General features: G+C 62.9%; 16 protein-coding genes. 10 read left to right on the forward strand and 6 right to left on the reverse strand.

What is annotated here, in order from left to right; translation table 11 throughout:
• Positions 1-2: 2 nt before the first annotated feature.
• The 6 genes from CUR21_RS16215 to CUR21_RS16240 form a co-directional block, all read right to left on the reverse strand.
• Positions 3-1292, reverse strand: coding sequence for a BCD family MFS transporter (locus CUR21_RS16215; RefSeq protein ID WP_100198111.1), 1290 nt, complete (start codon positions 1290-1292; stop codon positions 3-5).
• Entirely contained in the window at positions 1289-2197 is a 909-nt protein-coding gene (chlG, locus tag CUR21_RS16220; RefSeq protein WP_100198112.1) for a chlorophyll synthase ChlG, read from the reverse strand. Before chlG ends, CUR21_RS16215 begins: the two co-directional genes overlap by 4 nt.
• Positions 2198-2306: 109 nt before the next feature.
• Positions 2307-2942, reverse strand: a complete 636-nt coding sequence (gene bchJ / locus CUR21_RS16225) for a bacteriochlorophyll 4-vinyl reductase (RefSeq protein WP_100198113.1) — start codon at positions 2940-2942, stop codon at positions 2307-2309.
• 3 nt (positions 2943-2945) lie between these two features.
• Positions 2946-4607 carry a magnesium-protoporphyrin IX monomethyl ester anaerobic oxidative cyclase gene (gene bchE / locus CUR21_RS16230; protein ID WP_100198114.1) on the reverse strand — a complete coding sequence of 554 codons (1662 nt, stop codon included), beginning with the start codon at positions 4605-4607 and terminating at the stop codon, positions 2946-2948.
• Between the two features lie 171 nt (positions 4608-4778).
• Positions 4779-6191: a transcriptional regulator PpsR gene (gene ppsR / locus CUR21_RS16235; RefSeq protein ID WP_232622834.1), complete on the reverse strand. Its 1413-nt coding sequence runs from the start codon at positions 6189-6191 to the stop codon at positions 4779-4781.
• A gap of 47 nt (positions 6192-6238) precedes the next feature.
• A complete protein-coding gene (locus CUR21_RS16240; RefSeq protein WP_157792046.1) occupies positions 6239-6847 on the reverse strand; it encodes a B12-binding domain-containing protein in 609 nt (202 codons plus the stop codon).
• Positions 6848-7368: 521 nt separating this feature from the next.
• Between CUR21_RS16240 and bchF the strand changes: the two genes are divergently transcribed.
• From bchF to puhC, 10 genes are all read left to right on the forward strand, one after another.
• Positions 7369-7884, forward strand: coding sequence for a 2-vinyl bacteriochlorophyllide hydratase (gene bchF, locus CUR21_RS16245; protein WP_100198116.1), 516 nt, complete (start codon positions 7369-7371; stop codon positions 7882-7884).
• The gene (locus CUR21_RS16250) at positions 7881-9218 is read left to right on the forward strand and encodes a ferredoxin:protochlorophyllide reductase (ATP-dependent) subunit N (protein WP_100198117.1); all 1338 of its coding nucleotides are present in this window, start codon (positions 7881-7883) and stop codon (positions 9216-9218) included. Before bchF ends, CUR21_RS16250 begins: the two co-directional genes overlap by 4 nt.
• Complete coding sequence (gene bchB / locus CUR21_RS16255) at positions 9215-10810, forward strand: ferredoxin:protochlorophyllide reductase (ATP-dependent) subunit B (protein ID WP_100198118.1); 1596 nt, start codon at positions 9215-9217, stop codon at positions 10808-10810. The genes CUR21_RS16250 and bchB overlap by 4 nt, the downstream gene beginning before the upstream one ends.
• On the forward strand, positions 10800-14396 hold the full coding sequence (locus CUR21_RS16260; RefSeq protein WP_100198119.1) for a magnesium chelatase subunit H: 3597 nt from the start codon (positions 10800-10802) through the stop codon (positions 14394-14396). The genes bchB and CUR21_RS16260 overlap by 11 nt, the downstream gene beginning before the upstream one ends.
• Before the next feature lie 85 nt (positions 14397-14481).
• The gene (gene bchL / locus CUR21_RS16265; protein ID WP_100198120.1) at positions 14482-15384 is read left to right on the forward strand and encodes a ferredoxin:protochlorophyllide reductase (ATP-dependent) iron-sulfur ATP-binding protein; all 903 of its coding nucleotides are present in this window, start codon (positions 14482-14484) and stop codon (positions 15382-15384) included.
• Positions 15385-15386: 2 nt separating this feature from the next.
• A complete protein-coding gene (gene bchM / locus CUR21_RS16270; protein ID WP_100198209.1) occupies positions 15387-16055 on the forward strand; it encodes a magnesium protoporphyrin IX methyltransferase in 669 nt (222 codons plus the stop codon).
• Entirely contained in the window at positions 16052-17491 is a 1440-nt protein-coding gene (locus CUR21_RS16275) for a PucC family protein (protein ID WP_100198121.1), read from the forward strand. Before bchM ends, CUR21_RS16275 begins: the two co-directional genes overlap by 4 nt.
• A gap of 19 nt (positions 17492-17510) precedes the next feature.
• Positions 17511-18278 carry a photosynthetic reaction center subunit H gene (gene puhA / locus CUR21_RS16280; protein ID WP_100198122.1) on the forward strand — a complete coding sequence of 256 codons (768 nt, stop codon included), beginning with the start codon at positions 17511-17513 and terminating at the stop codon, positions 18276-18278.
• A 63-nt stretch (positions 18279-18341) separates the two neighbouring features.
• Positions 18342-18980: a photosynthetic complex putative assembly protein PuhB gene (gene puhB / locus CUR21_RS16285; RefSeq protein WP_100198123.1), complete on the forward strand. Its 639-nt coding sequence runs from the start codon at positions 18342-18344 to the stop codon at positions 18978-18980.
• A gap of 10 nt (positions 18981-18990) precedes the next feature.
• The gene (puhC, locus tag CUR21_RS16290) at positions 18991-19458 is read left to right on the forward strand and encodes a photosynthetic complex assembly protein PuhC (protein WP_100198124.1); all 468 of its coding nucleotides are present in this window, start codon (positions 18991-18993) and stop codon (positions 19456-19458) included.
• The last annotated feature ends 2 nt before the right edge of the window (positions 19459-19460 follow it).

The following is a 19460-nucleotide window of genomic DNA, read 5'->3' on the forward strand; positions in this document are numbered from 1 at the left end:
GGTCACTCTCCGGGAATTGCATGGGGGTGGGGGGCGGCAGATCTGCGGGGAACATCGATCACCCGCACTGCGAGGATCGCTGCGACACCGAACAAAGTTGCCTCAACCAGAAACACCAGCCCGAAGGCGGAAGGCGCTTGCAGCCAAAGTCGCAAGAAATCGACCGAAGCCGCACCCAGCAGGCCACCAAACCCGGCGGCAAGCGCTTGGGCCGCGCCCCAAAGGCCCATCCGCGTGCCTTCGCGCGCGCTGCGCCCCTGCCCGGCCAAGGCCATCATCGAGCCGATCGCGGCCACCGCGAACATGCCGTTGAAAAAGCCAAGAAAAATGACCGCTGGGACCAGAAAGCCGATTCCGCTGTGGCCAAGCGCTGCGATGCCGACAAGGGCCAAGGCCGAACCCCAGCAGCCCGCCACCACCCAGTGCCGCAGAGTGCCAATGCGCAGACCCGTTGCAGCGATCCCCACCGCCAGCATGCCAACGAAAACGCCAGCATTCTGCGCGCCGGAGAGCTGGGTGCTTTGCCCCACGCCAAAGCCGAAGACGAGCCCGGCAAAAGGCTCTAGGATCAGTTCCTGCATGAAGTAAGCGGTCATCGACAGGAAAACGAACAAGGTAAAGGCGCGCGCCTGCGGCTCCGCCCAGATTTGCGCCAGACCCTGACGAAAGGGCGCCGGATCGGCCTCACGCTCGGCGATCACACGTGCCTCGATCCCCCAGACGGCAAGCGTTGTCACTGCAACGGCGCCGAAGGTCACGATGGCGACGCATTCCAGCAAAAGCGCGGGGGAATAGTCTTTCAGAAAATGGCCCACAGTGCCTGCGGTGACCGCGATGCCAAAGATCATCATCAACCAAGTGATGGTCGCCGCCGCCGCACGCCGTTGCGGCGCGGTGGCGGTGGCCAGTAAGGCCAAGAGCGAAGTTCCCGACGCGCCGACGCCAACCCCGATCAAGGCATAGGCCATGACAGAAAGGGCAAGCCCCGCCTGTGGCTGTGCCGGAATGATCACCACCCCCAGCGCTGCCAGAAAGGCCCCCAAGGAGAGTGCGGCCATGCCGCCGATGATGAACACTGTCCGGTTGCCACGCGTGTCGGAGCGAAACCCCCAGTTAGGCCGCGTGATCTGGATGCCGTAATGCAGCGCGACCAGCAGCCCCGGCACCAAGGCAGGCAATGCGAGTTCGACGACCATCAGCCTGTTCAATGTGCTGGTGGTGAGCACCACCACCGCGCCAAGGCACATTTGCACCAGCCCCAGACGCGCAATCTGCACCCAGCTGAGCTTCATCCTGCCGCCCCAAGATTTCGCAGCGAAAAGGCTGCGATCATCATGCCTGAGACATAGAAAACGACCCCGGTGCCATTGTACCACGGGGCATATCTCTTGGGATCGCGAAAGAGCCTGCGCATCGCAGCCATCTGCGCCATCACCAAGACAGTGATCGCCAAGGCATGCCAAGGCGCACCCCATATCAACAGCAATGCAATCACAAGCGCTTGGGCCAAGGCCATGGTGGTGCAGGCGATACGCGCGGCCACTTCCGGCCCCAGCACCACAGGAAGTGAACGCACCCCGTGCTGGCGGTCCCCTTCCAGAGCCTTGAAATCATTCAGGGTCATGATGCCATGCGCCCCGACAGCATAGAGAAAGGCGATCATCACCACTTCAAACTCGGGCGCAGCCGACAAAAGCACGGCTGCCCCGGTGAACCATGGCAGGCCTTCATAGGAAAGACCGACAAGACCCGGGCCCCACCATCCAGAGCGTTTCAGCCGCACCGGCTCGGCTGAATAGGCCCAAGCCGCGATCACGCCGACCACCGTCGCCCCAAATCCCCATGGCCCCAGCAACCACCCGATGACAAGCGAAAGCAGCGTCATGGCAAGCGCAACATAAAGCCCCCAGCGGCCCGGAATGCGGCCCGAGGGGATTGGACGGTTTGGCTCGTTCACCGCATCGACCCGGCGGTCGCACCAATCGTTTGCCGCCTGCGACATGCCGCAAACGATGGGTCCCGCCAGAACCATCCCCAAAAGGACAACCGGCCACTGATCCGACAAAGGAACGCCCGATGACACCGCGCCACAGAGATAGGCCCAAATGGGTGGAAACCACGTGATTGGCTTGATGAGCTCCAGCAAGGCGCGGGGCTGCGGGGTCGTGCGGGCAACGGGGGCGATGCTCATGGTCATCTGTCAACTAAACAGGACAATCGAGAGTCGAGCAAGAGTTTTGCCGCAAGATGTGTCAATCAAGAATTACATTTCTTGCAGACGCGCGCCACGAGAACGATGGAGCCCCTCAAGCCGCGCGTCTGGTGCCCGCATCTTGCGGCCATGCGACGGCAACTGGATGCACTTCAAAACAGCAGCATGGCGCCCCGCTTGCAGCGCAGGCTGTTTCGATCACACGCGCATTCGGCCACACCAGCTGCGTGAAAAGCCGTTCAAACACCGCTGCGTGCCAATGGCAGATCGGACGGTCGGCGCGCGCGCCTTTGATGAGCGGATTTCCTGTCACCTTGAACGTCAGCGGCTCCGTGCCCGTGACCTCAAAACCGCCACTGCCTGCGAACGTCCAAGCGTTGCGCGCAATCGCGCGGGCAAGAACGCGCGCCGCAAGCGGGCGCGGCAGCAAGCGCAGAGCGGCCTTGGCGGCGCCGGGGAAGCGATGTCGCAAAAGGTAATCGCCCGTGGCCAAGCCCGAGTCATGCAACAATCCTTCTGCCCTTGCAGGCAGCAAGGTGCGCAACGCGTCATGCACAGCCGCGCAATCGGTTTCCGGCAGCATGCCAGCATTGGGGGGCGGCACCTCTACTCCGGCCTGCAACAAGACAACGGTGCGAAGGTTCCGCCCCACATTCTTGTCTAGAACCTCAATGGTCTGCAGGATCGCGTTCGGACCGAGACAGGCGGTTTTCTGGGATGGTTTGGCCATAGTTCACTCCGCCAGTTCACGCGCATTTGCCATGCCGTCGCCACAGGCCATCGGCAGGCGCGGCTCTGAAGCAAGGCTGCGTTCCGTCGCGCGCACTTTCATTTGCGCCCGGACCGCTTCTTGCCGTTCTTTGTGACGGCGCACCTTGTCGGCACTGGCGTCCCAGTCGGCCACCTGCGCTTCGGCCACCGTGCGGCTGGCGTCAAAATGGAAATCGACGGTGTCACGGGTTTGCGGACCCCAGTAACCGGCTTTGCCAAGGTCATAGAAAGTGCGCGCGACACCGGCCTTGAGGAACGCTTTAAGGCAGCCAAGCAGGTAGCGCCGCCGAAAGCCGCTGCCGCGCCACGGGTAATGGAACAGAGCTTTTCGCATGTAAAAGCGCCGGTAGTTCTTCATGACCCCATCCAGCAATTCCCCCCGCGTCAGCGCCGCGGGCTTCATGATGGGCGTCACAAAGTTGTATTTCGAGTAATCGAAGACTTCGACCTGATCCTTGATCTCTTGGAACAAGGGGGTGAAGGGCCAAGGGGTATACATCGCCCAGTTGGCAAGATCTGGCTGCCAGTCCCAGGCCATCTGGAACGTTTCTTCCAGCGTTTGGCCGGTTTCATTGTCGAGCCCGACGATGAACTGGGCCTCGACGAAGATATCTGCCGCGCGCAACAGCCGGATGGCTTCCTTGTTCTCGGCGACAGTGGTCTCTTTATGGAAGAGATCGAGTTTCAACTGCGCTGCCGCTTCAGTGCCCAAAGACACATGCACCAGCCCCGCCTTGCGATAAAAGCCCAGAAGGTCGCGGTCACGCGAGATGTCGGTCACGCGCGTGTTGATGCCCCATTTCACCCGGTCCGGCAGACCACGATTGATAAGCTCTTGGCAAAACTCGACGAATTTCTTCTTGTTGATGGTCGGCTCTTCATCGGCAAGGATAAAGAAGCCGACGCCGTGATCGTTCACCAGACGCTCGATCTCGTCCACAACCTTGATTGGGTCACGCACCCGGTAGTCGCGCCAGAATTTCCACTGCGAGCAGAAAGAGCAGGTAAAAGGACAGCCGCGCGCCATGTTCGGGATGGCGACTTTGACGCCCAAAGGAACATAGACGTATTTGTCCCACTCCAGAATGGACCAATCCGGATCGATCCCATCCAGGTTCTTGACCGTGGGCGCGGCTTGGGTGCTGACAATCTCGGTGCCGTCGAGAAAGGCCAACCCCTTGATCTTGCGCCGATCGGCAGGCCAACGGCCCGCCTGCACGGCTTGCATCAGGTCGACGAGGATTTCCTCGCCCTCCCCCCTTACGATCACATCGATCCATGGCGCTTCTGTCAGCACCTGACGAAACATGAAGGTTGCGTGGATGCCGCCCAAAACGCGCAGGGCCTGAGGAGCCACCTCCTGCGCAACCCGCAGCACCTCTTCAGCCTCGTAAATCGCGGGGGTGATCGCAGTGGTGCCCACCACGTCGGGCGACAAGGCGCGCAGCCGGCTGCGGAGCGCGTCTGCGTCATAATGGTTCGTCATCGCGTCGATGAAATGGATATCATCAAAACCCGCCGCGCGCAGTGAACCGGTAAGATAGGCCACCCAAGCGGGCGGCCAGTTGCCTGCGATTTCCGCCCCGCCGGAATGATAATTCGGGTGAACAAACACGATCCGCATGCCGTATCTCCGAAAGAAGTGTCAACTCTTATTGACACATCTCCTCGGGGCTGACGTTGATCTATGTCAAATCGAGACGCAGCCGGCACTTCTTCGGACAAGAGGTCGCGAAACGAAAATGGGGCAGTCGCCTGCCCCATTTTCACAGCAGTCTTGCATCTACCCGGCGTCTCAGTCGCCGTCTTTGTTGATCAGCCCATATTTGCGCAGCTTCACGTAAAGCGACTGCCGCGACAGGCTGAGCATGTCGGCCGCAGCCACCCGGTTGTTGCGGGTCAATTCCAGCGCCGTCTCAATGCACATCTTTTCGATCACATCCGTGGTTTCCGCGACAATGTCCTTGAGCGTCGACGACCCCACCAGCTCCATCACATTGCGCATGCCTTCTTCATTTGGCGGACCCGCAGGCCGGCGCAAGGTGTCGGCACGGCTGACATCGCGCACCACCAAAGCCAACACCGGGTTCGGTCGGTTGTTGAGCCAGCTTGCAGAAAGCTCTACCGCTGTTTGGCCGGAAAAATCGGTGGTTAGGCGCGTTGCGTAAAGGCGCAGCTGCCCGGTGCGCTTGACGTTGTCCATCAACACGCGCAGGTCGACCGCCCCACGGGCAAAGAAATCCGCCAAAGACCGGCCGCGCACCGCAGCCGTATTGGCACTATCGGTGAGATTCAGGAACGCTTCGTTGGCCGAGACGATATTGCCTTCGGCATCGGCAAAAACGATGCCGTCCACGCCTTCCTGATACAGCCGGGCCAGATTGGCCGTCAGCTCATCACCCTGCGGCGAAAGGCTGTCGGCCTGATCGATCTGGCACATCAGCAAACGCTCACCTGCCGCACGGAACATAGTGGGCGTAACCAAAAGCCGCCGCTGTGACCGATGCGCTGAAAGTTCGATCGGGCCACCACTTTCCGCAACGGCAAGGTTTGCCATGCTTTCCAGAAATTCACCCCGCCGACGGCCTTCGAATTCTTGAGCGATCGCCGCCCCAATCATTTCGGCGCGGCTTCCGCCCATCAGATTTGCAGCAGCCGCGTTCAAATCTGTGATCCGGCCCGTGGACATCGACACGATCACAATCGGGTCGCGCCCCACTTCCATCAGAACACGGTAGCGGGTGTCCGCTTCCCGCTGCACTTCGTAATCCCGCTCCAGCGCGAGTTGTGCACTGATCAGCTGCTGCTGCACCTCGGCAATCGGCCGCAAGTCGCGCCCGATCATCAGAACCGAGTCATCCGATCCGATCTTGTGAAGGGAATAGCGCACCGGAAATTCCCATGCGGTGCGATCGGCATGGTTCAACTCAATCACCGGAGGCGTCCGGCGATTACCAAGATCTACCAACCGTGCTTCCAGCTTGCGCCAGCTCTCTGATGCAAGCAAAGTGGGCAGTGCTGCACCCTCCCAATCTGCCACCCGCGCCTGCATGCCATGAGCGGGGTTCGCAAGAACCGAGATGACCTTGTGGGCAGGAGAGATGAGAAGAGCCAGATCGCAAGCAGAAGCTATGATTTCGCCCAGCATGTCTGGGGCCATCAACGGAAGCTTGCCGCCGTTCAAAAGGTGCCGTCCATCCGTTGTCACCTGACTATCCGTTCTTTTGCTGCGCACCGCCCAAGGGCTGGCACACTCTACGTTATGACTGTCACCAAAGGCCGTTTGCAGCTAAGGTCAAGAGCCTCGACCGCTTTTGGCAGATCGTTTGTCACGATATCCACCCCTGCTACAGTCTCGATGTCTTCCCCCCGCCCCAGTATCGCACCTCCAAGAGCGATGCGCAGTCCGTTTGATGTTTCTTCCCTGAGGGTTTTCACCAAGCCGGTGCAAGATTCAAGCCTTTCATGGCAAGCAACAGAAATCATTGCGGCATCGAAGCGACATTGCGCCAAAAGTGCGGCTAGCTCTGTGGCCTTTGGCCCGACGCGAAGGCAGACAGAGATGCCCTGACGCCGCATCCAGCCCGACACCACGCGCGCCCCGAGCGTATGTTGCTCTCCCTCGGGCACCACAAGCAGCAAGGTAGACCTGCCCACCCCATCGGTGCCATCGGCCTGCCATGACCGCCCAAGCTCATTCAGATGCGCCTGAAGGCGCGCAGAGCCGATGCTGACTTCTGCAAAGGAGGCCGTATCGTTTTCCCAAGCCCGTCCCAACCGGCGGGCAACTTCCGGAATGTAGTGATCCGCCAGCACCTCTGTCGAAACCCGTGCCCTTTCAAACTTGGCCAGAACCAAATCCAACGGGTGTGCATCTTGCGCGCGCACCGAAGCCATCACAGATGCCAGAAGCGGTTCTCTCAGAGCTACGGGGCCTGCACTTCCGCGCGCGGCAACACGCGCCATCACATCCGCCGCAAACCGCGAAAGGCCCGCCTCGCTCAGCCTGCGTAGCCCGTCCATCGAAAGATTGCCATCTCGCATCTCAGGCTCCGAGTTCACTTCGCAGACCGCACGCCAGCGACACAACCGTGTGAACGGCAGACCCGGCGGCGCAACCCTTAACCGTGCATTGCTTCCCTCACTGTCTGCCTTAGGACCAAAGTTGTCAAATCAAATTGACACGCACCCAGACACCCCGGCGCTCTAAGGCAGGCAACTCAGTGTTGCGCCACGGAAATCTTTTATTTGCCCTTGTGCGACCGCCTGAGAACTGGGCGCCCAAGGCCGCCAGCACCCTTACGCGAAATGTGTAAGTTTATGTTGACACTTTCGGCTCTCCGTCTAACCTGTAGGAACGCAGACCAAAGGGAGGGCCGCGGCACATGCAGCCAAAGCCAAATCAGCCAGAGCGCAGGCGCCTCTATTCGCCCGCAGAGCGGGCCCGCCGGGACGCGACAAAATGGACGCTCGTGCAGGGTATTCTTGCGCCGCTGCAATTTTTGGTCTTTGGCCTCTCGCTCATCCTTGTCCTGCGGTTTCTCTGGACGGGAGATGGCTATGCGGCAGCGACCCTCTCCATTCTGGTCAAGACAGCGCTGCTCTTTGTGATCATGGTTACCGGCGCGATCTGGGAGAAGGTGGTCTTTGGCCAGTATCTCTTTGCGCCTGCTTTCTTTTGGGAAGATGTCGTCAGCTTTGGCGTCATCGCCCTGCACAGCTTTTATCTTTACGGTCTGGGCAGCGGCGCCCTGTCCGCCTCCGCCCAAATGGCCGTCGCTCTGGCCGCCTACGCCGCCTATGTCGTGAATGCCGCGCAGTTTCTGTGGAAGCTTCGCATGGCACGCCGCGATGCCGAGGCAGAACAGCCCGACACGTCGCTCAAAGGGGTTGCCGCATGAGCCTCGACACCCCCGCCCTTGATCTGCAAACACGCGGCTGCCGCGACACTCCCATCCTCAAGGAACGCGGCCAACGCGAAGTGTTCTGTGGCCTGACGGGAATCATCTGGCTGCACCGCAAGATGCAGGACGCCTTCTTCCTCGTCGTGGGCAGCCGCACCTGTGCGCATCTGCTGCAATCCGCAGCCGGCGTGATGATCTTCGCCGAACCCCGCTTTGGCACCGCGATTCTGGAAGAAAAGGATCTCGCCGGTCTGGCCGATGCCAATACCGAACTCGACCGCGAGGTCGCCCGCCTTCTGGCCCGCCGCCCCGATATCAAGCAACTCTTTCTTGTCGGTTCCTGCCCGTCCGAGGTGATCAAGTTGGATCTCGCCCGCGCGGCCGAACGGCTGACCACGCTGCACGCCCCCCATGTGCGGGTCTACAACTATTCCGGCTCCGGCATCGAGACGACCTTTACCCAAGGCGAAGATGCCTGCCTTGCCGCCATGGTCCCCACACTGGCCAGCACCACCGCCCGCGAACTCCTTGTCGTGGGCGCCCTGCCCGATGTGGTCGAAGACCAGTGCCTGTCCTTGCTCGCACAGCTCGGCATCGGCCCGGTGCGGATGCTGCCCGCCCGCCGCTCGGCCGATCTGCCCGCCGTCGGTCCCAACACGGTCTTTGCACTGGTCCAGCCTTTCTTGGGCGATACCCATGCCGCCCTGATCCGGCGCGGCGCCACCCACTTGCCCGCTGCGTTTCCCTTTGGCGAAGAGGGCACCACCGCCTGGCTTTGGGCGGTGGCGCAAGCGTTCGGCGTGCCGCGCGCGCAGTTCGATGGCGTCACCGCCGCGCCGCGTGCCCGCGCTGCCAAGGCCGTCGCCGCGCATGCCAGCACGCTGAACGGCAAATCGGTGTTCTTCTTCCCCGACAGCCAACTCGAAATCCCGCTCGCCCGCTTTCTCGCCCGCGAATGCGGCATGACCCCGATCGAGGTCGGCACCCCCTTCCTCCACGCCGCCATCACCGGCCCCGATCTCGACCTGCTGCCCGAAGGCCCGGTCATCTCGGAAGGTCAGGATGTCGAACGCCAGCTGGATCGCCAGCACGCCGCCCGTCCCGATCTCACCGTCTGCGGCCTTGGCCTTGCCAACCCGCTGGAGGCCAAGGGCCACACCACCAAATGGGCGATCGAACTCGTGTTCACCCCCGTGCATTTCTATGAACAGGCGGGCGATCTTGCTGGCCTCTTCAGCCGTCCCCTGCGGCGCAAAGCGCTCCTGACCGCCCCCATCACCTGTTCCCAAATATCCCGGGGTCCGGGGCAGAGCCCCGGAGGCCAGCCATGAAGCTGACCCTCTGGACCTATGAAGGCCCCCCCCATGTGGGTGCGATGCGTGTCGCCACCGGGATGACCGGGCTGCACTATGTGCTGCACGCGCCGCAGGGCGATACCTATGCCGATCTTCTCTTCACGATGATCGAACGGCGCAACCATCGCCCGCCGGTCACCTATACCACCTTTCAGGCCCGCGATCTGGGCGCCGATACCGCGAACCTGTTCAAGGATGCCGCGCGCGACGCCTATGCCCGGTTCAAACCGCAGGCGATGATCGTGGGGGCCTCCTGCACCGCCGAACTCATTCAGGATGATCCCGGTGGTTTGGCCGAGGCCATTGGTCTGCCCTGCCCGGTGATCCCGCTCGATCTGCCCAGCTATCAGCGCAAGGAAAACTTCGGCGCGGATGAAACCTTTCACCAGATCTGCCGCGCGCTGGTCAAACCGATGCCGCGCACCGAAACCATCACCTGCAATATCCTTGGCGCGACCGCGCTTGGGTTCCGCCACCGCGATGATGTGGCCGAGATTACCAAGCTTCTGGGCCTGATGGGCATTGCGGTCAATGTGGCGGCCCCGATGGGCGCCTCACCCGCCGATATCGCCCGCATGGGTCAGGCGCATTTCAACGTGCTGCTCTACCCCGAAACCGGCGAATCCGCCGCCCGCTGGCTGGAGCGGTCCTGCAACCAGCCCTACACCAAGACGGTGCCGATCGGTGTGGGCGCCACCCGCGATTTCCTGCACGAAGTGGCGGCCCTCACCGGCCTGTCGCCGCAGGTGGATGAAAGCGGTCTGCGCCTGCCGTGGTGGAGCGCATCGGTGGACTCGACCTATCTGACCGGCAAGCGTGTGTTCATTTTCGGCGACGCCACCCATGTGATCGCCGCCGCCCGCATCGCCGCGACCGAAATCGGCTTCGAAGTGGTTGGCATGGGCTGCTACAACCGCGAATTCGCCCGGCCCTTGCGCGCCGCGGCCAAGGCTTACGGGCTTGAGGCGCTGATCACCGATGATTACCTCGAGGTCGAGGACGCCATCGCCGCCGCCGCCCCCGAACTGATCCTTGGCACCCAGCAGGAACGCCATATCGGCAAACGCTTGGGCATTCCTTGCGCCGTGATCTCGAGCCCCGTGCATGTGCAGGATTTCCCCGCCCGCTACAGCCCGCAAATGGGGTTCGAAGGCGCGAATGTGATCTTTGACAGCTGGATTCATCCGCTGGTCATGGGTCTGGAAGAACACCTTCTGACCATGTTCCGCGAGGATTTCGAGTTTCACTCCGACGCTGGCCCCAGCCACCACGGCGCCAAGGCCGATCTGCGTGAAATTGGGGACGTCGCGCCCGTGGCCGATCTTGCTGGGGGGGCGCTGCCCCCCGGCTTCGCCCCCCCCCGGGATATTTATGAACAGATGACAACGGCAGAGGCAGCGCAGGCTGGACCGGTCTGGCAGGCGGCTGCCGAGCGCGAGTTGAAGAAGATCCCCTTCTTTGTGCGTGGCAAGGCCAAGCGCAACACCGAAAGCTATGCCGCCGAAAAGGGCGTGGCCGAGATTTCTGTCGAAACCCTCTATGAGGCAAAAGCCCATTATGCGCGATGATGGATATACATCGTCGGGAATGACTGCGCCGAAAGGCGACGGGGTTTACCGTTTCGTGATCGTGACGCTGGATGCCCATGCGGCAGGCCCGGCGGCACGAATCGCGCCCCGGCTTGCCAAAGATTTTCCGGGCATCGAGGTGTCCGTGCATGCCGCCGCCGAATGGGCCGAAAACCCCGCCGCTCTGGCCGCCGCCAAGGCCGCAGTGAATAGCGCGGATCTGGTTGTGGCGAACCTTCTGTTCATCGAAGAGCATATCGCGGCGATCCTGCCCGAATTGCAGGCCGCGCGCACGCGCGCCGATGCCTTTGTCGGCGTGATTGCCGACCCCTCGGTCGTCAAGCTGACGCGGATGGGCGATCTGGACATGAGCGTCGAAGCCTCGGGGCCGATGGCGCTGTTGAAAAAGCTGCGCGGCAGCAAGCAACCCTCGGCCAGTTCGGGCGAAAAGCAGATGGCGATGCTGCGGCGTCTGCCCAAGATCCTGAAGTATTTCCCCGGCAAGGCGCAGGATCTGCGCGCCTGGTTCTTGTCGATGCAATATTGGCTTGGCGGGTCGGACGACAACCTTGAAGCCATGGTGCGCTTTCTGGTGAGCCGCTATTCCGGCAAGCGTGACTGGGCCAAGATCGCGGCGGCGGCACCGATCGATTATCCGGAGGTCGGCCTTTACCACCCTCAGCTGCCCGAGCGCATCAGCACCCAGACCGCAGCCATCCCACGGCCGGAGAATGCGAGAGCCACGGTCGGGCTGCTGATGCTGCGCAGCTATATCCTTGCAGGCGACACCGCGCATTACGATGCCGTGATCGCGGCGTTTGAAGCCAAGGGCATCGCGGTCTTGCCCGCCTTTGCCGGGGGGCTGGATGGCCGCCCCGCGCTGGAGTCCTATTTTCAGGGTCCGGTCGGGGCCAAGATCGACGCGCTGGTGTCTTTGACCGGGTTCAGTCTGGTCGGCGGTCCCGCCTATAATGACAGTCCGGCGGCGGTGGCGGCGCTTGCCGCACTGGATGTGCCCTATATCGCTGCGCATCCGCTCGAGTTTCAGACCTTGGGCCAATGGAGCAGCTCGGGCGGCGGCCTTGGTCCGGTCGAGACCACCATGCTGATCGCCCTGCCCGAAATCGACGGCGCGACCAATCCCACTGTCTTTGCCGGACGGCATGATCTGGGCGGTTGCACGGGTTGTGCTCAACGGTGCCAGCCGCAAAGCGCCGAGGCGCTGACGACGCGGGCCATGGCGCCTTGCTTCGAGCGGATTGAGGCCTTGACCGACAAGGTCGCGCGTTTGGCCCGCCTGCGGCGCTCGGAGGTAGCGGCGCGCAAGGTGGGGATCGTGCTTTACGGATTTCCACCCAATGCCGGGGCGGCCGGAACCGCAGCCTATCTGGCGGTGTTCGAGTCCTTGCACAACACGCTGCACGCCCTGCGCGCCGCGGGCTATTGCGTTGACCCGCCTGCCACCGTCGAGGATCTGCGCGAGGCAGTGTTGGGCGGATCGGCAAAGACTTACGGGCAGCCCGCCAATGTGGCCGCGATCGTGCCCGCGGCGGAGATGGTGGCAAAGACACGCTGGTTGCGCGATGTGGAGGCCGCTTGGGGCCCGGCCCCGGGGCGCGTGCAGAGCGACGGGCGCGGCGTGTATGTTCTGGGCCGCCAGATGGGCCATGTCTTTGTCGGCCTGCAGCCAGTCTTCGGCTATGAGGGCGACCCGATGCGCCTTTTGTTCGAGAAGGGCTTTGCGCCGACCCATGCCTTCACCACCTTCTATCGCTGGATGCGTGACGATTTTGGCGCCGATGTGCTGCTGCACTTCGGAATGCATGGCGCGCTGGAATTCATGCCGGGCAAGCAGGCGGGATTGGGGGAAAGCTGCTGGCCTGACCGGCTGATCGGCAATCTGCCGAACGTCTACCTCTATGCGGCGAACAACCCATCCGAGGCGACTTTGGCCAAGCGTCGATCAAATGCAGTGACGATCACGCATCTGACCCCGCCCTTGGCGCAATCCGGCCTCTACAAGGGCCTTGCGGATGTGAAGGACACCGTCTCGCGCCTGCGCGCCCTGCCGCCGGGCGCGCCGGAGGCCGCTGATTTGACCGCGCTGCTGCGCGAACAAGCCCGGGCAGTCGATCTGGAGCCCGGCGATCTCGACCGGCTTTGGATCAAGCTTTTGGAAACCGAAGGCGCCTTGATCACGGATGGGCTGCATGTGCTGGGCCAGCGCATGAGCGATGACCAGCGGCAGGCGATGCTCAACCTGATGCCTGACAGCGCCGACAAGGCAAAGGCAGACCGTCTTTTACGCGAAGAGCATGAAATGCCGGCGCTTCTGCGGGCCCTGTCGGGCCGGTTCATCCAGCCGGTGCCCGGCGGCGACCTGATCCGCGCGCCCGAGATTTTGCCCACCGGGCGCAATATCCACGCCTTTGACCCTTTCCGCATGCCGACCGCCTTTGCCATGCAGGATGGTGCGGCGCAGGCCGGTCGGCTCTTGGCGGCGGCAGAGCGGCTGCCGCGTTCGGTCGCACTGGTGCTGTGGGGGTCGGACAACATCAAATCCGATGGCGGCCCCATCGCGCAGGCGCTGGCTCTGATGGGCGCGCGGCCACGGTTTGACCATTACGGGCGGCTCTCCGGTGCCGATCTGATCCCGCTGGCGGAACTGGGCCGCCCGCGCATTGACGTGGTGATGACCCTGTCGGGGATTTTCCGCGATCTGTTGCCTTTGCAGACCCGCATGCTGGCAGAGGCGGCCTTCAAGGCAGCCACGGCAGATGAGCCCCTGAGCCAGAACTTCATCCGTGCGCATGCGCTTGCCTATGCGGCCGAGATGGGGGTGGACATGGACACCGCCGCCTTGCGGGTGTTTTCCAATGCGGAAGGCGCTTATGGCTCGAACGTCAATGTGCTGGTGGGAAGCTCGGCCTTTGGCGCCGAAGATGAGTTGGCCGACGCCTATGAGGCGCGCAAGAGCTTTGCCTACGGCCGACTGGGAAAGCCTGTGCAGAACGCCGCATTGCTGCAAAAGGCGCTGAAGGACGTGGATCTGGCCTATCAGAATCTGGAGTCGGTCGAGCTTGGGGTGACGTCGGTCGACCATTACTTCGACACGCTGGGTGGTATTGCGCGCGCGGTAAAGCGGGCCCGTGGCGGGCAGGATGCCCCGGTCTTCATCGGCGATCAGACCCGTGGCACCGGCACCGTGCGCAGCCTGCGCGACCAGATCGCGCTGGAAACCCGGTCACGCAGTCTGAACCCCAAGTTTTTCGAGGCTTTGCTGCGGCATGGCGCCGAAGGGGTGCGCCAGATCGAGGCGCATGTGACCAATACATTGGGCTGGTCGGCGACCACCGCACAGGTGGACCCATGGGTCTATCAGCGCCTGTCGGAGACCTTTGTGCTGGATGAGACCATGCGCAAGCGCCTGTCCACCCTCAACCCCGAAGCCAGCAACCGGATGGCGCAGCGGCTCTTGGAAGCCTCGGATCGCGCCTATTGGCAGCCCGATGCCGAAACCCTCGCCGCGCTGCAACGCGCCGCCGATGAGATGGAAGACCGTTTGGAAGGGATCGCGGCAGAATGAGATGCGGGATCGCCTGTGACGTCGGTGGACTGGGGCTCTGCCCCAGACCCCGGGATATTTTTGAACAGATGAAAGGGGCGACAGCATGAGCCCGCGTGACGAGATACCAAATCTGAGAGGCCTTGATGGCGACGGGTCGGTGCAGGTGCATCAGGATGCCAGTCTGAAGATCGAAGGCGCCAAGGTGTTTTCGGTCTATGGCAAGGGCGGGATCGGGAAATCGACCACCAGCTCGAACCTGTCGGCCGCGTTTTCCATGATGGGAAAGCGCGTGTTGCAGATCGGCTGTGACCCCAAGCATGACAGCACATTCACCCTGACCGGGCGGCTGCAATCGACGGTGATCGACATTCTGAAGGAGGTGGATTTCCACGCCGAGGAATTGCGCCCCGAAGATTACGTCGCCGTTGGCTTTAACGGCGTGAAATGCGTGGAGGCCGGTGGGCCGCCCGCAGGCACGGGCTGTGGCGGCTATGTCGTGGGCCAGACGGTGAAGCTCTTGAAGCAGCATCACCTTTTGGAAGACACCGATGTGGTGATCTTTGACGTGCTGGGCGATGTGGTCTGCGGTGGTTTTGCCGCGCCCTTGCAGCATGCGGACCGCGCGGTGATCGTCACCGCCAACGACTTTGACAGCATCTATGCGATGAACCGCATCATCGCAGCGGTGCAGGCGAAATCGGGCAATTACAAGGTGCAGCTTGCGGGCTGCGTCGCCAACCGGTCACGCGAAACCGATGAGGTGGACCGCTATTGCGCCCGCGTCGGCTTTAACCGTCTGGCGCATATGCCCGACATTGACGCCATCCGCCGCAGCCGTCTGAAGAAGAAGACCCTGTTCGAAATGGATGACGCCGAAGACGTGGTCATGGCGCGCGCCGAATACATGAAGCTGGCCGATACGCTCTGGCGGTCGGTGCAGGCCCCCGGATCGACGCCCGCCCCCCTGCCTGACCGCGACATCTTTGAACTTCTGGGATTTGATTGATCATGTCCGACTATTCCACCACCCGAGCCCGGGTCGAGGATTACTTCGACCGCAGCGCCACCAAAGTGTGGGAGCGTTTGTGCTCTGACGCGCCGGTCAGCCGCATCCGGCAGACCGTGCGCATGGGGCGGGATGAGATGCGCGCGATCATGCTGGCGCAACTGCCGGCCGATCTGACGGGCGCGCGGGTTCTGGACGCAGGCTGCGGCACCGGGCTGATGACGGCAGAACTGGCGCGGCGCGGCGCGGATGTGGTGGCGGTGGATATCTCGCCGCAGCTGATCGCCATTGCCGAAGAGAGGCTCGAAGCGCGGTTCCGCCCGCGGGTGACCTTTGCCGCGGGCGATATGACCGACGACGCCCATGGCAGCTTTGACCATGTGATCGCGATGGACAGCCTGATCTATTACCGGGCGGCGGATATCATCAGCATCTTGCAACGGCTGGGGCAGCGCACGCGCGGCAAGATCGTGTTCACCGTGGCCCCGCGCACACCGTTTCTGATGACCTTTTTCACCGCCGGTAAGCTGTTTCCACGCGCGGATCGCTCACCCACCATGATCCCGCATGCCTTTGACAGCCTTGCGAAATCAGCCGGGCCGGGGTTGTCGCGCGTCAACCGGGTCAGCCGCGGGTTCTATATCAGCGAATGTCTGGAGTACCGGCCATGATCCTGCGCAAGAAGGACATTGCAAAGCTGGGGGCCGGATGGATGCCCTTTGCCGATGCAGCGTCCGAGGGGCTGCCCTTGGGCCAGCTTCTGCGGCTGAGCCTGTTTCAGGTGTCAGTGGGCATGGCGACGGTGCTGCTTTTGGGCACGCTGAACCGGGTAATGATCGTCGAGCTGTCGATCCCGGCGATGCTGGTGGCGTTGATGATTGCCATTCCGGTGCTGGTGGCGCCGTTCCGCGCCTTTCTGGGCCATCGCAGCGACACCCATCGCAGCGCGATTGGCTGGAAGCGGGTGCCGTACCTTTGGTTTGGCAGCCTGTGGCAGATGGGCGGGCTGGCCGTCATGCCTTTCGCGCTCATCGTGCTGTCGGGCGACCAGATCCATGGCCCGGCTTGGGCAGGTGAGATGCTGGCGGCGCTGGCCTTCCTGATGACCGGGCTTGGAATGCACATGACGCAAACGGCGGGGCTTGCGCTGGCTGCCGACAGGGCAAGCGATGAAACAAGGCCCCGCGTGGTGGCGCTGCTTTACATCATGTTCTTGGTGGGAATGGGCGTCTCGGCGGTGATCGTGGGCTATCTTTTGCGCGACTATGACCCCATCACGCTGGTGCGCGTGGTGCAGGGCTGCGGGGCAGCCACGCTTGTGCTGAACATCATCGCGCTGTGGAAGCAGGAGAAAGTGGCGCCGATGACCAAGGCAGAGCGCGCCGCGCCGCGCCCACAGTTCCGGGATGCTTGGCGCGATCTGCTGGCAGGCGGCACGGCGGGGCGATTGCTGGCGGTGGTGGTGCTGGGCACGCTGGCGTTTCAGATGCAGGACGTGCTGCTGGAGCCCTATGGCGGCGAGATTCTGGGCCTGTCGGTCGGGGCGACCACGCTCTTGACCGCCGCTTGGGCCTGCGGGGCGTTGATCGGCTTTTTGCTGGCGGCGCGCTGGCTGACGCGCGGGCTGGATCCTTACCGCATGGCCGCACGCGGCATTCTGGCCGGGATCACGGCTTTCTCCTGCGTGATCTTTGCGGCGCCGCTGGACAGCACCCTGATCTTTTACGCAGGGGCTTTTGGCATCGGCTTTGGCGGCGGGCTCTTTGGCATCTCCACCCTGACCGCCGCCATGACGATGCCAGCGCGCAGCATGGCGGGGGCGGGGCTTGCGCTGGGGGCTTGGGGCGCCGCGCAAGCAACGGCGGCAGGCCTTGCCATCCTGATCGGCGGCACCTTGCGCGATGTCGTCAGCCATCTGGCCACCAGCGGCAAGCTGGGCGCGCTGACCGACCCGAGCATCGGCTATTCGGCCGTCTATCACCTTGAGATCGGGTTGCTTTTTGCAACCCTTGTCGTCCTTGGCCCGCTGGTCAAGGTCGGCATCCTGACCCCACCGAAACCGGACGCCGACGGGGGCAAACTGGCCCTTGCCGAATTCCCAACCTGAATGAACGGAGGACCAATCCATGGTTGGCGTAAACTTCTTTGGTAACTTTGATCTGGCAAGCCTGTCGATCTGGCTGTTCTGGGGCTTTTTCGCCCTGCTGATCTATTACCTGCAAACCGAAAACATGCGCGAAGGCTATCCGCTGGAGACCGAGGATGGCCTGCCCGCGCCGAACCAGGGCCCCTTCCCTGTGCCCAAGCCCAAGACCTTTCTGTTGCCGAATGGCAAAGGCAGCGTGACCGTGCCTTCGGTGCAGAACGAAGCCGAACATCGCCGCACTGATCTTGCCTTGGCCCGCACCGCCGTCTCTGAAGGCTTCCCGCATGCCCCCACCGGCAACCCGATGCTGGATGGCGTCGGCCCCGCCTCTTGGGCGCCGCGTCGGGACGAGCCCGAGCTGGACGGTCATGGCCATGCCAAGATCGTGCCGATGGCGATGGCCAAGGGCTTTGCGGTCAGCGCAGGGCGCGATCCGCGCGGCCTGCCGGTTCAAGCCGCCGATCTGGAAGTGGTGGGCCGCATCAGCGACATGTGGGTCGACGCGCCCGAGCAGATGGTGCGCTACCTTGAGGTCGAGCTGAACTCGGGCGAGCGCCGTCTGATCCCGATGACATTGGCGCGGATCTGGGCCGATCGTGTTCGCGTGCGCGCCATCACCTCGGACCAATTCGCCAACATCCCGCCGACCAAGTCGCTCACCACCGTGACCAAGCTCGAGGAAGAGAAAATCTCGGCCTATGTCGCTTCGGGCTGGATGTATGCGACGGGTCGCAAATACGGCAACTGAACGCAAGGGGGGCGGCGCGCGCCCGCGCCGCCCCGTCTTACCCGCACATACGGAGGGTCTGAGATGTCAGACCGCAATCGCGATTTCGACTTTGAACTGATGCCCGGCGTTCCGGCCGGACTGCCAAAGGGGGAAGAGATCCTCTGGCAGGGCAAACCGCAGGCCATGGCGCTTGCGCGGGAAGCCTATAAGATCAACTGGATCGCCGCCTATATGCTGGCAATCGTGGTCTGGCGCGCAGGCGGGGCCTATGCGGATGGCGGCGCGGCACTGATGGTTGCGACCGGCCTGCCCTATCTGGCTCTGGCGCTTGCGGGTTACGCCGTGGTCTATCTTCTGGCCTTTGCGCAGGCACGGGCGTCGATCTACACCATCACCAGCGCGCGGGTGATCCTGCGGATCGGGGCGGCGCTGCCCATCACCTATACCATTCCCTTCCTGCGGATCGGCACCGCGCGGCTGGATCTGCGCCCCGGCGGCACCGGCACCATCGCGCTTGAAATCACCGAAGGCGCGCGCCTGTCTTTTGCGGTGCTCTGGCCACATCTACGCCCCGGCTTTGCCAAGCAAACACAGCCCGCGCTGCGTTGCATCGCTGATGCGCAGAACGTGGCCCGTCTGCTTGCCGATGCGGCACAGGCCAAACTGAACGAACCTGTCGTGACGATGGCCCCCGTGGGTGCCGTCTTGGCCGCAGAATAAGAGGCGCACCATGGCCCAGCTTCGCAGCCTTGCCGACCGTCCCTCGCCCGAGCGCGAGATGATCCCGCGTGTTCTTCTGTGGGCCATGTTCGCCCTTGCGATGATCACCTTGGCCATCGTCACGCTCTCGGTTCTGACCAACCGCCCGCATGTGGGCGTTCCGCCAGCCGCAACCGCCGTGTCAGAGCGGTGGCTGGTTCTTGAAGGCAAGTCAGCACAGGCGGTTGTGGTCCGCGATGCTGACGGCACCCTGCTGATGGATCTGCCGCATGGCGGTTTCATCACCGTGATCCAGTCGGCCATGGCGCGTGCGCGCTTGGTCGCCAAGGTTACGGGCAATCCACCCTTGAGGATTGTGCGCTACGACAACGGCCGTCTTGTGGCCGAAGACCCGACCACGGGCTGGAGCGCCGAGCTTTATGCCTTTGGCGGCGACAACAAAGCCGCGTTCGAACGGCTGCTGGACCAACCAAAATAAGG

This window comes from Pseudorhodobacter sp. MZDSW-24AT, assembly GCF_002794355.1.
Classification (GTDB): domain Bacteria; phylum Pseudomonadota; class Alphaproteobacteria; order Rhodobacterales; family Rhodobacteraceae; genus Pseudotabrizicola.

Coding starts and splice junctions, on each gene's coding strand:
- CUR21_RS16215 (WP_100198111.1), bottom strand. CDS start 1,292: ATGAAGCTCAGCTGGGTGCAGATTGCGCGTCTGGGGCTGGTGCAAATG.
- chlG (WP_100198112.1), bottom strand. CDS start 2,197: ATGACCATGAGCATCGCCCCCGTTGCCCGCACGACCCCGCAGCCCCGC.
- bchJ (WP_100198113.1), bottom strand. CDS start 2,942: ATGGCCAAACCATCCCAGAAAACCGCCTGTCTCGGTCCGAACGCGATC.
- bchE (WP_100198114.1), bottom strand. CDS start 4,607: ATGCGGATCGTGTTTGTTCACCCGAATTATCATTCCGGCGGGGCGGAA.
- bchF (WP_100198116.1), top strand. CDS start 7,369: ATGCAGCCAAAGCCAAATCAGCCAGAGCGCAGGCGCCTCTATTCGCCC.
- CUR21_RS16250 (WP_100198117.1), top strand. CDS start 7,881: ATGAGCCTCGACACCCCCGCCCTTGATCTGCAAACACGCGGCTGCCGC.
- bchB (WP_100198118.1), top strand. CDS start 9,215: ATGAAGCTGACCCTCTGGACCTATGAAGGCCCCCCCCATGTGGGTGCG.
- CUR21_RS16260 (WP_100198119.1), top strand. CDS start 10,800: ATGCGCGATGATGGATATACATCGTCGGGAATGACTGCGCCGAAAGGC.
- bchL (WP_100198120.1), top strand. CDS start 14,482: ATGAGCCCGCGTGACGAGATACCAAATCTGAGAGGCCTTGATGGCGAC.
- bchM (WP_100198209.1), top strand. CDS start 15,387: ATGTCCGACTATTCCACCACCCGAGCCCGGGTCGAGGATTACTTCGAC.
- CUR21_RS16275 (WP_100198121.1), top strand. CDS start 16,052: ATGATCCTGCGCAAGAAGGACATTGCAAAGCTGGGGGCCGGATGGATG.
- puhA (WP_100198122.1), top strand. CDS start 17,511: ATGGTTGGCGTAAACTTCTTTGGTAACTTTGATCTGGCAAGCCTGTCG.
- puhB (WP_100198123.1), top strand. CDS start 18,342: ATGTCAGACCGCAATCGCGATTTCGACTTTGAACTGATGCCCGGCGTT.
- puhC (WP_100198124.1), top strand. CDS start 18,991: ATGGCCCAGCTTCGCAGCCTTGCCGACCGTCCCTCGCCCGAGCGCGAG.